This is a genomic window from Myxococcus sp. CA023, from assembly GCF_010998615.1.
Lineage (GTDB): Bacteria > Myxococcota > Myxococcia > Myxococcales > Myxococcaceae > Myxococcus.
The window spans coordinates 44,558-60,589 of the sequence record NZ_JAAEAH010000034.1; the positions used below are offsets into that span (position 1 = coordinate 44,558).

11 protein-coding genes are annotated in these 16,032 nt (G+C 67.6%); 4 read left to right on the forward strand and 7 right to left on the reverse strand.

Translation table 11 applies throughout. The features are described 5' to 3' along the window. The 4 genes from rfbC to rfbB are packed head-to-tail and all read right to left on the reverse strand — an operon-like array spanning nucleotide 1 to nucleotide 3,377. A complete protein-coding gene (gene rfbC, locus F8M74_RS16615) occupies nucleotides 1-552 on the reverse strand; it encodes a dTDP-4-dehydrorhamnose 3,5-epimerase (RefSeq protein WP_141255204.1) in 552 nt (183 codons plus the stop codon). Continuing rightward, nucleotides 549-1,430 carry a glucose-1-phosphate thymidylyltransferase RfbA gene (gene rfbA / locus F8M74_RS16620; RefSeq protein ID WP_141255203.1) on the reverse strand — a complete coding sequence of 294 codons (882 nt, stop codon included), beginning with the start codon at nucleotides 1,428-1,430 and terminating at the stop codon, nucleotides 549-551. The genes rfbC and rfbA overlap by 4 nt, the downstream gene beginning before the upstream one ends. A gap of 15 nt (nucleotides 1,431-1,445) precedes the next feature. Beyond that, nucleotides 1,446-2,348 (reverse strand): SDR family oxidoreductase, encoded by a 903-nt coding sequence (locus F8M74_RS16625; RefSeq protein ID WP_141255202.1) that lies wholly within the window; start codon nucleotides 2,346-2,348, stop codon nucleotides 1,446-1,448. 3 nt (nucleotides 2,349-2,351) lie between these two features. Further along, a complete protein-coding gene (rfbB, locus tag F8M74_RS16630; RefSeq protein ID WP_141255201.1) occupies nucleotides 2,352-3,377 on the reverse strand; it encodes a dTDP-glucose 4,6-dehydratase in 1,026 nt (341 codons plus the stop codon). 120 nt (nucleotides 3,378-3,497) lie between these two features. Between rfbB and F8M74_RS16635 the strand changes: the two genes are divergently transcribed. The 3 genes from F8M74_RS16635 to F8M74_RS16645 all read left to right on the forward strand — a co-directional run bounded on the left by F8M74_RS16635 (nucleotide 3,498) and on the right by F8M74_RS16645 (nucleotide 8,014). Beyond that, entirely contained in the window at nucleotides 3,498-5,138 is a 1,641-nt protein-coding gene (locus F8M74_RS16635; RefSeq protein WP_141255200.1) for a glycosyltransferase, read from the forward strand. Beyond that, a complete protein-coding gene (locus F8M74_RS16640) occupies nucleotides 5,128-5,649 on the forward strand; it encodes a hypothetical protein (RefSeq protein WP_141255199.1) in 522 nt (173 codons plus the stop codon). Before F8M74_RS16635 ends, F8M74_RS16640 begins: the two co-directional genes overlap by 11 nt. A gap of 133 nt (nucleotides 5,650-5,782) precedes the next feature. Beyond that, complete coding sequence (locus F8M74_RS16645; RefSeq protein WP_228559639.1) at nucleotides 5,783-8,014, forward strand: glycosyltransferase; 2,232 nt, start codon at nucleotides 5,783-5,785, stop codon at nucleotides 8,012-8,014. Between the two features lie 53 nt (nucleotides 8,015-8,067). On the opposite strand, the gene F8M74_RS16650 is transcribed toward F8M74_RS16645, so the two are convergent. After that, complete coding sequence (locus F8M74_RS16650; protein ID WP_216620183.1) at nucleotides 8,068-9,261, reverse strand: DUF2304 family protein; 1,194 nt, start codon at nucleotides 9,259-9,261, stop codon at nucleotides 8,068-8,070. Between the two features lie 176 nt (nucleotides 9,262-9,437). On the opposite strand from F8M74_RS16650, the gene F8M74_RS16655 reads away from it, so the two are divergent. Further along, nucleotides 9,438-11,600 carry a hypothetical protein gene (locus F8M74_RS16655; RefSeq protein ID WP_228559637.1) on the forward strand — a complete coding sequence of 721 codons (2,163 nt, stop codon included), beginning with the start codon at nucleotides 9,438-9,440 and terminating at the stop codon, nucleotides 11,598-11,600. On the opposite strand, the gene F8M74_RS16660 is transcribed toward F8M74_RS16655, so the two are convergent. Both F8M74_RS16660 and F8M74_RS16665 read right to left on the reverse strand, forming a co-directional pair. Beyond that, nucleotides 11,584-13,926 (reverse strand): glycosyltransferase, encoded by a 2,343-nt coding sequence (locus F8M74_RS16660; protein WP_141255196.1) that lies wholly within the window; start codon nucleotides 13,924-13,926, stop codon nucleotides 11,584-11,586. The genes F8M74_RS16655 and F8M74_RS16660 overlap by 17 nt on opposite strands. Beyond that, nucleotides 13,923-15,977 (reverse strand): class I SAM-dependent methyltransferase, encoded by a 2,055-nt coding sequence (locus tag F8M74_RS16665; protein WP_141255195.1) that lies wholly within the window; start codon nucleotides 15,975-15,977, stop codon nucleotides 13,923-13,925. Before F8M74_RS16665 ends, F8M74_RS16660 begins: the two co-directional genes overlap by 4 nt. Between the last annotated feature and the right edge of the window lie 55 nt (nucleotides 15,978-16,032).

Sequence of the window (16,032 nt, forward strand, 5' to 3'; positions counted from 1 at the left end):
TCAGCCCACGTACTCCGGAAGCAAGGGCGCGTCGCGGAGTCTCGGGGCCCGGGCGTCCTTGGGCGACAGCAGCGGCTCGCTCACCGGCCAGGGAATCGCCAGGTCCGGGTCATTCCACGCGACGCTCCGCTCCGTCTCCGGCGCGTAGAGCGCGGTGCATTTGTAGTGGAAGTCCGCGGAGTCACTCACCACGCAGAAGCCGTGGGCGAAACCCGGCGGTACCCAGAGCTGACGGCGGTTGTCCGAGGACAGCTCCACCGCCACCCACTGGCCGAAGGTGGGCGAGCCGCGCCGCACGTCCACCGCGACGTCGTACACGGCGCCCGCCAGCACCTGCACCAGCTTCCCCTGGGCCTGCGGCTCCTGGAAGTGCAGGCCCCGCAGCGTCCCCTTCGCCGAGCGCGAGTAGTTGTCCTGCACGAAGGGCCCGGGAATGCCCACGGCCGCGTACCGCGCCGCATGGAACATCTCCATGAAGAAGCCGCGGTCATCACCGAAGACCTTGGGCTCCAGCAGCAGCACGTCCGGAATCTCCAGCGGCGTCACCTTCACGAAATGGCTCCCCGGTTCTCCGCGAGCGCCCGCAGGTACTGGCCGTAGTCGTTCTTGAGCATGGGCTCGGCCAGCGTCAGCAGTTGCTGCGCGCCGATGTACCCCATGCGGAACGCAATCTCCTCCGGGCACGCCACCTTGAGGCCCTGGCGGCGCTCGATGATTTCGATGAAGTTCGACGCCTGCATCAGCGACTCGTGCGTGCCGGTGTCCAGCCACGCATAGCCACGCCCCATGAGCTCCACGTCGAGCTGGCCGCGTCGCAGGTACTCAGCGTTGACGTCGGTAATCTCCAGCTCGCCCCGCTTGCTCGGCTTGAGGTCCGCGGCGATGTCCAGCACCTGGTTGTCGTAGAAGTACAGCCCGGTGACGGCGTAGTTGGACTTCGGCTTCAGCGGCTTCTCCTCCAGGCTCACCGCGCGGTTCTTCGCGTCCAGCTCCACCACGCCGTAACGCTCCGGGTCCTTCACGTAGTACCCGAACACCGTCGCGCCCGAGGTACGCGACGCCGCGCGCTTCACCAGCTCGCTCAGGCCGTGGCCGTAGAAGATGTTGTCGCCCAGCACCAGCGACACGCTGTCAGCGCCCACGAAGTCCCGTCCGATGACGAAGGCCTGGGCCAGGCCCTCTGGCCTGGGCTGCTCCGCGTAGGTGAAGCGCATGCCCCACTGCTCGCCGCTGCCCAGCAGCTCGTGGAAGCGCGGGAGGTCCTGCGGCGTGGAGATGACCAACACGTCCCGGATGCCCGCGAGCATCAGCGTGCTCAGCGGGTAGTAGATCATCGGCTTGTCGTGCACGGGCAGCAGCTGCTTGCTGACCACGCGCGTCAGTGGGTACAGCCGTGTCCCCGAGCCACCGGCGAGGATGATGCCTTTCATGTCCACCTCGGCACGTCAGTGTCCCCGAGCCGCGAGCCAGGTCGCGTGGAAGCGCGACAAGGACTCCGCGAGCGCCAAGGGAGGAACGGAAAGTTCGGCGCGGACCTTATCGGTGCGCAGACCACTCTTGAGCGGGCGGGGGCTGGCGAGCTTCAGCTCCGCCATGCGGGTGGGGACGATGAGCCTCGCATCGAACCCGAACACCTCGCACAGCGCGCGGCCAAAGCCCACCCTGTCGATGACCGTTCCGCCGCAAGTGTTCCACACGCCACCCAGCCGCCGCGTCCCCAGCTCCACCAGCATGGCGGCCACGTTGTCCGCGAAGCTGGGCGACACAATCTGGTCCTCGAAGAGGCGCACCTGCTGCCCCTTCTCCAGCGCCGTCACCAGCCAGGCACCGAAGTTGAGCCGGCCCGCCACCGGAGGCCAGCCATACACCACGGCGGTGCGAGCAATGGCGCAGCCGGGCGCGAGCACGCGCGCGGCCTGCTCCCCCATGTGCTTCGTCACTGAGTACACACCGCGAGGATTCGGAATCGCGTCCTCGGAATAGGGCCCGGTCTCGCCGTCGAAGACGTAGTCCGTGGACACGTGCACCAGGTGCGCACCGGCCTTGCGAGCACTCCGCGCCACGGCGGCGGCCGCGGTGACATTCCCCGCGTAGGCTGCCTCCGGGTCCTTCTCGCAGGCATCCACCTCCGTCATGGAGGCACAGTGGATGACCACCTCGGGCGCGGCGGTCTCCACCGCGGCGGAGACGTCCGCCTCGCGCGTGAGGTCCACGCTCGCGTAGCCATACTCTCCGCCCGTGCGCCGGGCACCGCGGCCCAGGCCCACCACCTGGTGCCCGCCCTGGTGGAGCAAGGAACACACGCGGCTGCCCACCAACCCGTTGGACCCCGTGACGAGGAAGCGCATGGCTCAGGCCCTCCCCTGCAGGCGCGTGCGATACTGCGTTTCGAAGTACTGGCGATAGGCGCCACTCGTGACGCGCTGCCACCACGCAGGGTGGTCCACGAACCAGCGCACCGTCTCCGCCAGGCCCTGCTCGAAGGTGTGCGCGGGCGTCCAGCCCAGCTCCGCGCGAATCTTCGACGGGTCGATGGCGTAGCGCCGGTCATGCCCCGGCCGGTCCTTCACGTACTGGATGAGCGACTCCGGCTTGCCCACGAGGCCCAGAATCGCCTTCACGATGTCGATGTTCCGCCGCTCCGCCCCGCCGCCGATGTTGTAGACCTCGCCGGCCCGGCCCTTCTCCAGCGCCAACAGCAGCGCATGGCAGTGGTCCTCCACGTGGAGCCAGTCGCGCACATTGCCGCCGTCGCCGTACACCGGCAGCGGCTTGTCGTGCAGGGCGTTCACCACCATCAACGGAATCAACTTCTCCGGGAACTGGTAGCGGCCGTAGTTGTTGGAGCAGCGCGTGACGACGACGTCCAGGTTGAACGTGTGGTGATACGCGAGCGCCACCAGGTCGGAGCTCGTCTTGCTGGCCGAGTACGGGCTGGAGGGCTGCAACGGCGAGGACTCGGTGAAGGCGCCCGTGGGCCCCAGCGAGCCGTAGACCTCGTCGGTGGACACCATGAGGAAGCGCTTCACGCCGCGGGCGCGGCTGGCCTCCAGGAGCTGCTGGGTGCCCAGCACGTTGGTGGTGACGAACACCTCCGGCCCGAGGATGGAGCGGTCGACGTGGCTCTCCGCCGCCAGGTGCATCACCGCGTCGATGGCGTGCACGGACATCAGGTGCTCCACCAGCTCGCGATTGCCGATGTCGCCCCGGATGAAGACGTGCTGGGGGTCGCCCTCCAGCTCGGACAGGCTCTCCAGGTTGCCGGCGTACGTGAGCTTGTCGAGGTTGACCACCGTCCAGGCAGGCCGCTCGCGGCGCAGATACTTCACGAGGTTGGACCCGATGAAGCCACAGCCACCTGTCACCAGTACGTTCATTGTCCCGTGGACCTCATGCGCTCGGAGCGAGCGCCTGCGTATCGAAGGGGTCCACGACCGTCAAGGCGCGAGGGAGGCCAGGCTTGTGGGCGGCCCTGCACGGCGGTAAGGGAGCCGGTCGTGAGCATACCGCGCCCCCCTCCCCGCCGGACCGGGCTTCCCGCCATCCATCAGGTGCTCCCTCGGCTCGCCTGGGGCGACGCCGTGGGCAATCAGGTGCGCTATCTCCAGGGCCTGCTGCGCCGCTGGGGACATGCCTCCGAAATCTACGCCGAGGCCTGGGACGACGCCTGCAAGGACCAGGTCCGCCCGATGCGCGACTACGCGCGGGAAGCGGACCGCGACACCGTCCTGCTGGTGCATCACAGCTTCGAGTCGCGGCTGGTGCCACGCATCGCGAAGAGCCCAGGCCGCAAGGTGCTCGTCTACCACAACGTGACGCCCGCGAGGCTGTTCGAGGGCTTCGAGCGGAAAGTGGCCGCCGCGTGTGACGCCGCTCGGGATGAACTGCTGGCGCTGCGTCCCCACGTCGAAGCGGCCTTCGCCTACTCGCGCTTCAGCGCCGAGGAGTTGGTGGCCGCGGGCTACCCGAACGTCGCGGTGCTGCCCTTCGCCATCGACTGGGCGGCGTTCGACACGGCGACAGACCCGGCGCTCCAGGCCGAGCTGGACGACGGCATGTCCAACATCCTCTTCGTGGGCCGCGCGGTGCCCAGCAAGAAGGTGGATGACGTGCTGCGCGTCTTCACCGCGTACCAGCGGCTCTACCAGCCCCGCAGCCGGCTCGTCGTCGCGGGCTACCTGCACCGGGATGGGGCCTACGGCGCCTATCTGCACGGATTGAAGGACGTGCTGGGCGCCGAGCAGGTCCGCTTCCTGGGACGCGTCAGCGCCGCGCAGCTCTCCGCCTGCTTCGCCACGGCGTCCGCATACCTCTCCATGAGCCGCCACGAGGGCTTCGGCGTGCCGCTGCTGGAAGCCATGTACCGGGGCGTTCCCGTGGTGGCCTACGGCGCCGCCGCCGTGCCGGAGACGATGGGCGGCGCGGGGCTCGCCACGCGCTCGGACGAGCCTCGCGAGGTCGCGAAGCTGCTCGCCGTGCTGGACCGCAACGCCGGGCTGCGCGCGCAGGTCATCACCGCGCAACGTGAACGCATCGCCGAGCTGTCACAGGAGGCCGTCGCCGAACAGGTCCGCGTGGCCTTCGAAGGCATCTGCTCCGGTACGGCGCCGCAGCGCCCGGTGGCCACGGCGCCGGCAGCCACCGTGGAACTCGTCTGCCCAGGCTTCACCGTACGGCCCGAGGAGCCAGCCTCGCGTCTGGCCCGCCGGTTGGCGGAGCACCTGCCAGGTGCCCGGGTGCTTGCCCTGCGCCCGTGGGGTGAAGACGCGGCCCTGACGCCGGAACCCATCAGCGACGAGGGGGTCGCGGTGACGCACTTCACGCCGGACCAACCGGTGGACTCAAATCCCAGGACGGCCCTACCGGGGTCCTCCGCGCTGGAGACGGCGGTGCGGGCTTCGAGCGCGCCCGTGGTGCTGCTGAGCGCGGACACGGTGTCAGCGCAAACACTGCTGCCCCATGTCTCGGCGCGAGCCTGGGGCGTCTGTGAACCTGCCAGCCAGCCGGCCCTGCTCGCATCCGCCCGGGAGCACCTGGGTGACAGGTTGGTGGTGGAGGAGCCGGCTCACGTCGAGACGGCGCTGCAGGCACTGCTCACGACGCTGGCTACAACGGGAGTCTTCCCACGTGCGACCTGAAGACCTCATCACGCGCAGCCCCACTGCCGAAGCCGTGGCGCGCGAAACGCAGCAACTGCCCACGCCCTCCCATGAAGCCCAGGATGCGCTTCGCCAGACACTGGAGGCGGCGGCTCGTCCACCCACACCCGCCCCCTGGCCCGCGCTGCTCCAGGAGGCGCGTGGGAAGATGGACAGCCGCTACGCGGAACCGGCGACCTCCCACCGGGGAGGCCTCACGGGCACCGCGCTCGTCCTGGCCAAGCGAGCCTTCCGACTCACCTTCCAGCCCTTCATCAACGAAGTGCTGCGCAAGCAGGTGGAGTTCAACGAGTCCATCCTCGACGCGCTGGCCACCCTGCACGACGTGCAGCGCGAACAGGCGCGTGCCCAGGCCGCATGGCGCAAGGAGTTGGAGCGCAGGCTGGCGATGCTCGAAGCCACGGGCACCCCCACCGAGCCCGTCAAGACGGAGCAGCAGGCGCCCACGCCTGCCGCGTCCTCCAAGCGGACACGCAAGCGAGGCCGGTGACGACCAGGGCTCGGGACCTCGACACGTCATCCTCGTGAACCCGCGTCCCGCAGGAGGATGCGCGAAAGCCTCCGGCCTCGACCTGCCATGAGCATGTGACTCAGGGGCAGCGTTGAGGCTGGCGGCCGTTCGGGTGTATTCCCCATCCGTTCGACGCTTTCCTCTGTCCAGGGTCCGGTCCTTGCGCATCTGCCTCGTCTCCAAAGAACTCGCCCCCTTCGACAGGGGCGACATCGCGACCTACGTGGCAACCATGAGCCGGGCGCTTGCGGAGGCCGGACATGAGGTCCATGTCTTGACGGCGGCGCATGCCGACTGGCAGCGGGCCGTGTCCTACCTTCCCGGCGTGCACCTGCACGCCGTGGATGAGCGAGAGGTGGACTTCAAGGGTGCGTTTCCACACGCACCACTTCGCCATGCGTGGTCGGCGTACAGAAGCCTGCTGGAACTCAACGCGCGTCATCCCTTCGACGTCATCGAGTTCCCCGACGACGCAGGCGAGGGCTATTTCGCGATGCGCGCCCGGCGGACGCTGGGGCACTTCGAGCCAGCGGTCCTCGCGGTGCGCTTGCACGACTCCACCCACGACCGCCTGCTGCTCAACAGGGTGGCCACGCTCGACATGGACACCGCCCAGCGCGAGCACATGGAGGACACGTCCATCCGTGAAGCGGACCTCGTGCTGTCTCCCTCCGGGCCAGCCATCGAGCGAGTCCGCACCAGGCTGGAGCTGAAGCGCACCGGCGTCGTCATTCCGCCTCCGTTCGCGGCATTCCGGGAGCACCGCTCCTCCCCTCGCTCCCGCGAAGGACTGCCCCAGGTGCTGTACGTCGGAGACCTGGAGTACCGAAAAGGCGTGCATCTTCTCGTCGAAGCCATGCAGGTGCTCTTCGAGCAAGGAGTCGTCGCGGAGGTCCGGCTCATCGGGGATGACACGCGCACCGGCCCGTTCGGCCGCTCCCTGCGACAGTGGTTGGACCAGCGCATCGCCCCCGCATGGCGAAACAGGTTCCACTTCACACCTCCGCGCGAGGAGGCAGACCTCGCCTCGGCGCTCGCCGAAGCAACGGTGTGTTGCATCCCCTCTCGCTGGGAGCACTTCTCCCACGTGTGCATGGAAGCCATGTCCGCTGGAGCGCTCGTGGTGGGCAGCGATGGAGGGGGCAACGCCGAGCTCATCGAGGACGGCCAGAGCGGCTTGCTGTTCCGGAGCGACGATGCTTCGCGGCTTGCCCGCGCGCTCGAGCGAGCCCTGTCCACACCGGCGCTCCAAGACGCCGTCCGGCAGACGGCGCCAGCCCGTATCGCGTCCTATTGCGCCCCCGCCAGCATCGTCCGCCAGTTCGAAGCGGCAGTGGCGGATGCCCGGCGCCATCGTCACGTGGGCCCCATCAGCGCCGCGCCCAGGAAGAAGGACTCGGCCACGCCCTACGTGTCCATCCTCGTGCCCTACTACAACATGGGGCGCTACCTCCCCGAGACGCTGCGGTCCATTCGCGCCCAGACCTTCACGGACTACGAAATCATCCTCGTGGATGACGGCTCGACGGACTTGGAGAGCCGAGCCGTGCTGGAGACACTCCACGCGCCAGACCTCCACATCCTCCGCCAGCCCAACGGAGGGCTCAGCTCGGCCAGGAACGCCGGTCTGCGCGCGGCACGGGGCCGGTATGTCCTCCCGCTGGACCCGGACGACCTCATCCAGCCCACCTTCCTGGAGAAAGCCGTCGCGGTGATGGACAGCACACCCGGGCTGGCCTACGTCACGTCACTCGTCTCCTATTTCGTCGAGACGCCGGACCAGCCCGTGGGCGGATGGATTCCCTGGGGCACCGAGCGTGACGCACTCCTCGCGGAGAACGTGGCATCCACCTGCACCGCGCTGATGGAGCGACAGCGCATCGAAGAAATCGGCGGCTACGACGAGTGGCTCACGGCCTATGAAGACTGGGACGTCTTCTGCTCCCTGGCAGAGCGAGGGCTCGTGGGCTCCGTCATCCCGGAACCACTCTTCCTGTACCGGCTGCGTCCGGACTCGATGACCCGCAGCATGCGAGTGAACGACCGTCATGCGCAGATGGCCTACCTGTGCCAGAAGCACCCTGCGTTGCCGCTCCACCCGGAGCGCGCACTCCGCATGCAGCTCGGCCGGGCCCACAGGCAGGAACTCCGTCTGCGCGCGACAGGCGCGGCCTCCCCACCGCTCCTGAATCGCTTCGCCGACAAGATGAACGCCACGCTCAAGCGGTTCGACTTCGCCCATGCCACCTTGAGGCGCGCCGCGATCTGGGTCGCGGGAGCAGACGACGACTCCCGCCCACTGCGTCATCAGGTCATGGAGCGGTTCTTCAGACGCCGCAATTGAAGCGCCGGCCGCTCCACGCGGCGGAGCAGGCCCATTGACGTGCGCTCCCCCCGCTACCCGCCCAACCGCCCCTCCTCTGCCGGTGGAAGTGAAGCAGGCTCTCGAGGGGTGAGCGACACCATGGGGGTCGCGGCGCCTTCCGCCGTCGGCACGAGAGCGCTCGGCTCCTTGCGAATCAACGAGCGCAGCCGCAACCCGAACAGGGCGGAAGCCACCTTCGTCATGAACTGGAACCCTTTGAGCCCCGTCAGGCTCGAGGTCCCCGTAGTGCGTGGGCGCATCGCGACCGCGACCTCTCCGATTCGAAGCCCGGCGAGCGCGACGAGCGCGATGGACTCTGGCTCCGGGTACTCATCCGGCATGAGGCGCAACAACGTGGCCACGGCGCGAGGCGAGTACACCCTGAAGCCCGATGTCGGGTCTGTCACCTGGGCCCGCTGGCCAAACATCCCCAGCAGCATGCTCACGACGCGACCTCCCACCCAGCGAAGCGGCGTCGTGCTGACCAACGTGTCCGTGCCTCCCATCGAGACATCGCAGAAACGGGAGCCAATGAGCAGGTCGGTCTGCCCGATCCGCGCCGAGCGAACCAGGTCGGGGATGGACTCAACCGGATGTTGTCCGTCGGAGTCACACTGCACGACGTAGCTGGCCTCCAACCGCTGAGCCAGGAGGAACCCCGTCCGCAGCGCCCCGGACACGCCGATGTTGGTGTGGTGTGTGACGTGGTTTCGTGGAGCCAGCCGCCGTAGCACCCCGGCCGTGCCGTCCACCGACCCATCATTGACGATACAGAAATCCAGCTCCCAGTCCGGCGTGGCGCGAGTCAGCGCCGAGAGACGCGGCAGGAGTGTAGGAAGGCTTTCCGACTCGTTGTAGCAAGGGAGAACCACCAGCACGCGGGGGCGATCACCTTCGGACGTCGCTGGCGCGTCGGGAAACGTTTGAGCGGCAAGAGCTGACACGACCTGCCCCAGTTGCCGCTGCACGCGTGTGCTCTCCGCGTAGTGCGCCAGCATCTGAACGAACAGGAACATGGTGAGCCCAGCCAGGACCATGTTGCTGACCAAACTGATGCCCATCAGTCGAGCCACGGGCAGCAACCAATCCGGACGGATGGCCGCCACGAGCACGAAGCCACTGGCAAGGAGCCACGTCACGGAATGCCGTGCCGCGAGCCGCGAGCCGAACTGGGAAATGACCACGAAGAAAAAGCCCACCACCACGGTAATGAATGGCAGCGACATTTCGGAGTTCCCACAGCAATGCCCAGACGTTTGAACACGCAGAGAAGCACTCACACTTCTCAGGTTTGCATTGCCCCCCCCTCCGTACGGTACTCACGCCATCAATGCAATCCCCTGAAGCCCCGGTGCCAGTCCTTGACGTACGCCCCGCCCCACGGCGCTGGCCTCGCGCCGCGATGAGCATGTTGCTCGCGCTCAGTACCGCGGGGGTATTGACGCTGGGGGCATGGGTCTCACCCTTCCAGTCCCTGAGCTCCCGTCTCGTGCTGGTCCTGGGGTGCCTGGCTTTGGGCCCGGTGCTGTACTGCTTTCTACTTCCGTGGTTGCACAGTCGGCTGGCGCGCTACTCGCCCGCGCGGCAGCGGACCTGGCTGGGAGTCGTCGCCCTGGTCACCGTGCTCCTGATGGTAGCCACCCCGCTCCACGTCATGATGCCCGCGGAACGGCTGCCCGTGACGGTCCATGCCACGGGCGAGCGGAACCCCAGTTCCCAGGGCAGCGAGGTGTGGGTTCTCGGGCTGCTCGACGCCCACGGCAACCCGCTGCCTTCCGATGGCTGGCGCCCCGAAGGAAAGTGGGAACGCCGTGATGGAGGCGCCTGGCTTTCGCACCTCGACCAGCCGGCGCGCCTGCATTGGGAAGCAGGCGGTCACAAGCCCAGGGTCCTCCAATTGTTGGCGCACGGGTACTCCGGCATCGTGGAGTACACCGTGAACGGTCGAACCGAACGGCTCGACCTCTATTCGCCGCCCGGGACAGACGCGCGCCGGGACCTGGTCCTCCACCATTCCCCCAGCGCATTGACCGCCAGTGCCGGGATTCGAATCACCGTCGTGTTGGCGGCCCACGCGCTGGTCCTCGGCACCCTCCTGCTCCTGATGGGGCTCTGGCTCACGAGCCGTCCGCCACCACCCCTCAAGCCCATGCCACGACGCTGGGTGGGACTGCTGACGGCCATCCCCACCGTGGTGGTGGCTGGCATCTGGCTGCTGACTGTCTACCCGGGGATGCTGAGTCCAGACTCGACGTCACAATGGCGTGACGCCCTTTCCGGGGACATGGATGATGCGCATCCACTGTTCCACACCGCCTCCATCCGATTCCTCCAGAAGCTCTGGGAATCACCCGCGGCGGTGGCGCTCGCGCAGATTGCCGGCCTGGGGGGGCTCGTGGGTTGGGGCTGCGCGGCCCTGGCGAGGGCAGGTGTCTCCCGAGGCATCATCGCGCTCACCGCGACGGTGTTCGCGCTTGCGCCTGTGAACGGGACGATGGCCGTCACCCTCTGGAAGGACGTCCCGTTCAGCCTCTGCATCCTCGCGCTGTGTATCTGGCTCTTCCGCTCCGCGACCGACCCCACCACGCGCTGGGACGTGCCGTTCTGGGTGAGCATGGTGGTGCTGGGAGCCATGGCCATGTTGTTCCGTCACAACGGCCTGCCCGCGGTGGTCGGAACCTTCCTGGCACTGGGTTTCCTCCGGAGGGAGCGCTACAAAGCGGTGGCGCTCGCGCTCGTGGCCACGTTTGTCGTCGCCTCGGGTACCCGTTGGGTGCTGAGCCAGACGTACACCATCAAACCCTTCCCCAAGGGGATGACGCTGGTCGGATTCCTGGGCGCCCACGTGGCGGCAGGAACGCCCCTGGAGCCCGGTGAACGGGCCCTCCTCGAGGAGCTCCACCCGCTCGACGACCAGTGGAACTACCGCTGTTTCAGCAACGTGTTCACCATCTGGGACGGGCGCTTCGACAGGGACGCGCTGACCCGGCACGACAAGGCATTGCTTCCGCTCCTCGTCCGCCTGACACAACGAGACGCAGCGCCAGTGCTCTCACACGTGCTGTGCAGCAGTTCGGTGCTCTGGAAGCTCTCGCAAGGCTCGGACCACCTCAATGGCCCTCCCATCTGGAGGGGGCCCCACGGGGAACTGGACACCATCGAGCCCGGAGCGCGACACCTTCGGTCCGACTCACTCCTTCCAGTCCTACGTGAGCCCCTTCTCCGGTGGACCGTCCGGACGCTTCAGCCAGACCTGGCCTGGCTGCTCTGGCGCCCGGCGCTGCCGCTCTACCTGCTGCTGCTCGCCTGCGCGGTGGCTTGCATCCGCCATCGGACCTGGCGACTTGCCGCCGTGGCGCTCCCCGTCGTCTTGCATACGGCGGCGCTCGCCGCGCTCATTCCGTCACCCGACGTGCGCTATCAGTACCCCGTGTTCCTCGTGGCCCTGATGTTCGTTCCCGCGTGGCTCGCGGGGATGCGACTGACTGCGGCGCCGCCGGCCGAGGCGCCGCGGCGCGCGCCTTCCGTCTCGCAGGACGCGCCGTCGCTCAGGTCAGCCGGCTGACCGTGCTCCGAATCGCGCGGTGAATGACGGGCATCCGCTTGAAGAGCGTGTTCGCGCGGTCCACGAGCACGTAACGAAGCGGAGGCGCCTCCCCGGGGCTCGCGCCCCCCGACTCCCCGCTGGTGGGAACGGTTTTGCCCGCGACGGCCTGCTTGAGCAAAGGGTGCACGAGGGGCAGGCGCTTCAGGGCCGCGTTCATCAAATCCACCACGTCGTAGCGCAGCGGGCGCACGGCCTCGGCCAGCACCTGGGCGGACTCCAAGGCCGCGGACGCCGCGGAGGACGGCCGCCGCTCCTGCGTGTCGAGCGCGCCATATGGGTCGACCATGGCCTCGCGGGAGTGCGCGAGCAGGGCGAAGAGCCGCGTCGACGGATGCAGTGGCGCGGGCACGCCTTCGAAGAGCCGCACCAGCCAGCGGAAGTGCTGGCGCTGCTGGGACGCGGACGGGGTGATGGCATGCCCCCGCCGCGAGAAGAAGTGGACCTGGTTCGTCACCAGGAAGCGGTGTCCCCCCTGCGCGAGCCGCAGGAAGAAATCCCAGTCCGCATAGCCGGACAGGGTTTCATTGTAGGCGTGCTGCTCCAGGACGGTTCGGCGCAGCATCGCCGTGGGCGCGGAGACCTGGTTCGCGGCCAGCGCGTACGTCGGACAATCCCCCAGGTACGTCATGAACCCCTTGAACTGGCGGTTGGCCAGCTCTTCGCTGGAATGGAAGCGGCCCCCGGTGGGGACCACCCCTGAGAACTCCTGTCGCGCTTCGAGTGCGGAGACGGCGTGTTGGATGAAGTCCGGGGACAGGCTGTCGTCCGACTCCAGGAACACGACGTATGCCCCGCGTGCGGCGCGGACACCCAGGTTACGAGCCCCCGCGAACCCGCGGCGGATCGGGGAGCGGACGACACGAAGCCCTTCCCCTTCAGCCTCGGACCGCTCCAGGCGCTGCAGGACCTGCATGTCGAAGGCGCTCGTGGACCCATCATCCACGACGACGACTTCCACTTCCGGGTACGTGCTGGCGGCGACACCTTGCAGCGCGATGGGCAGGAAGATGCCCTGGTCCTGATTGATGATGACCACGCTGACCAGTGGCGCCTGAGGGCTTCGCGTGGGCGGCGCCTCCCGCGCGTGGCGCTCCCAATAGGGACGGTCCACCGTCCAGCGGACGGGGGCCAGCTCCGGTCCTTCCAACGCCTTGCGCATGGCCACCACCAGCGCGTCCAGGCTGCCGTCATACTTGTGGCAGTGGACCCCATCGACGAAGGGGCTGTCGTCACCGAAGGCCAGGCAGGCCGAGTTGAGCACCAGCCGGGTGCCCGCGACGGAAGCCTCGTAGGCCGTGAGATTCAGCGACTCATAGCTGGAGGTGATGACCACCACCCCCGCGCGCATGTGGGCTTCGCGGTCAGGACCTGGCTTGATGAAGACGAAGCGGTCCGTCAGGTCCGACGGGATGAGCGCCTTGACCTCAGCGAGGAATTCCGGATCGAAGGAATGGCACGCCAGGATGGCCTTGCCCTGGTACTCAGGCCACGTGCGCATCAACAGCACGGCACCCCGGACGAAGACATCCGGCTGCTTGAAGTGCTGGATCTTGGTGACGAACACCAGGTTGCGCTGGGCCGCGGGAACGTCGAACAGCCGGGACGGCTCCGCCGGAGACTCCATGACCACCGGGGGAAACTCCACCCGCACCTTGCGCATCCACGCGTCGTCGAAGCCGTAGAAACGCCGGTTGAACTCGGCGATGCAGGGAAGATGCCCCACCACGAGGTCCGCATCGAGCAAGGACTTCCGCTCGATTTCGAACCGCCCCAGGTTCTCGACCTCGAGCGTGTTGGGCTCGTGATGCATGAGGGTGCCGTAGCTCGAGTGCAGCCGCACCGAGAGGGTGGTCTGCGCGAAAGCCAGCCCCAGGTGCTTCTCCTGCAGCGCGGCGAAGGCCCAGCCGCGGAAATCCGCGAACTCGATGACGTCGAAGCGCAAGCCCTCCGCTTCGCGCGCCTTCAGGTAGCGCATCACCTCCAACGACTCACCGTGCCAACGAGAATCCCGAAAGGCTTCCGTGGGCGGATAGAACCCATGCGCATCCGCGGTGGTCTGTTGTGGCTCGCGGAAGTCGCACAGATGCGCCTTCACCCGTCCCCCGAAGAAGAGTTCCACCTGGGCCGTCTGCACGGAAACGGTGGGCGGAAACAGGACATGGAACTCCACGTTCGCGCCGTGGCGCTGCGAGTCCATGATGAGGTTGTGCGCGACGCGGCCAATGCCCCCTGGGGTGAAGGGGTAGAGCTCATCGGTAACGAGGCAGACGCGGGTCATGCTCATGGCTGTGCGAACTCAAGATAGTGGTTGATCGCCTGGGCACAGAGCGTCTGGGTGTAGTCCTCCAGCATCTGCGCGTACTCCTCCGGCGAACGCTCCCGGAGGCCGACGACCCGCTCCAGCGCCGAGCGAATCTGTCCGAGCGAGCCGGTGCCCGCGACCTGAACCAATCGCTGAAAGGGGTGTTCATCCAGAGCCCCCAGGGTCAGCGGCCCTGTCAGGCACGCCACACCGTGAGTCAGTCCCTCCAGGGCGGTCATCGGCTGGCACTCGGCGAGCGTCACGTTGAGGACGACGTCCGTCTCCCGGATGAGGTTGAACAGCTCCGAACGGTTCAACGGCCCTACGTTGATGACGGAAGCCTTGAGGGGCAGCTCCGGGCGGGCCGAGAAAGGACTGGTGACGAAGACGCGCTCCATCCCCGGCAGTGACGCGGCGACGAAGACGTTGGAATAGAAGTTCTTCCACCAGTTGTTGGGCGTGGGAACGAAGGCGGCCCGCGTCGGCGGAGCGCGGTGACGTTGGTCCGCCGGTGCGACCCGAGGAGGAAGGTTGAGCAGGACCTTCTGGAAGAGCAGCGGCGACATCAAGTGCATCTCTGGCTTGACGCAAGCCACGGCATCAAGAAGCCCCTGCTCCCGGAGCGCCAGCAAGCGGCTGAAGGTCTCCAATTCGAAGTCGAAGTGGAACTGGGCCGTGGAGCCGTGCCACACGCAGCAGAGCTTGAGCGTGCTGCCGAACACGCGGCGAAGCATGTGCATGACTTCCAGGGCATTGGGCGAAAACCCCTGGAAGATGATGGACCGTGCGCCCAGCCGCTCACACGTTTCGGCGATGCGCTGGTGGTCCGCCGCGGTCAACGCGCGATTCGCGGTGATGCCAATCTTGTGACCCGGCGCATAACCAGACGCGGCGCGGATGCCGTACCACTCCTGGTGGAAGAGATGCACCACCCGGGAGAGCCGCGGGTCGACGTGAGCCCACGTCGTATCCAGTGGCGTATCGACAACGACGGCCTCCGCCACGGTGTCATGCCCGTAACGCGGCGCAGGCGTGTCGACCGGCGCCCGAGCAGTCACCACCGGCTCGGCGCGAAGGCGGACCAGCTCATCCGAAAGCGACAACAAGCGCTGCCGCCGCTCCGACCGCTTCAGTTCGACCGTCAGCCGCTCCGTCAGCTCGGAAACCTGCATCCCCGTCAGGCCATTCTCAGCCCGGAGCACCTCGCCCGCGTGCTCCGTCCACGCCCGCAGTCGGGGCAGAGACTCGACGTTCAGCGACTCCAGCGTCACCTCCCGATGCTCGTCCCGGGGCTGCTCGACGGACTGGAGCTGGAAGAAGCGACGGCCTTGGGACGCGTTGCGCTTGAAGACGTAGACGTCATGCGTGGCCAGGAGGCCACCGCCATGATGCATGTCCCAGCCAGCGGGCGTCAGTTCCGCGTACGGGTGCAGCCAGCATCCCTGGTGCCAGGCGTTCTCCCAGACGCCGAAGGGAACAAGCTGGTTTTCGACCAGGCACAGCAATCCGCCGGGACGCACCAGCTTGCCCAGCGATTCCAGCAGGGCAGGCAGGCGCTCCGGCGGGTTGTGGATGAGGACGGACACGGTGAACACCACGTCGAACGTCCTGTCCCCCACCGCCGCCAGGGCATCCGGCCCACAGAAGAGCCGCTCTTCCACAGGCGCCAGCCCCACGGGCGGCGCGTGCCGCAGGGGCTCCATCATCGCCTCGGAGAAGTCGTAGCCGTGGTAGCGAACGCCTTCGAGGGACGCCAGATAGGAGGCATGCCGCCCGAAGCCGCAGCCAAACTCCAGGACGTCCAGCGGCCGCCCCAGGGCGCGTTGCTCCGTCTGCATCAGCGTCGTGAGCAGCGCCTCTTGTTGACCATACCCGGGGTTGCCCGCGTCCTGACGCGTGCGGATCATCTCCCGATAGGTGTAGCCGCTCGTGGCCTTCCAATACTGGCTGCTTGCCGCTTCTTCCGGCTGCGACTGCCGCGGGGCGCTCGGCTCCGGCGACGACGCGATGTGAAGATGGGTGTCATCCCGCATGGTGGAGATTCCTTCTGCCGCGGCCCCCCTGGGCCAATGTTCGACCGCCAGCGCC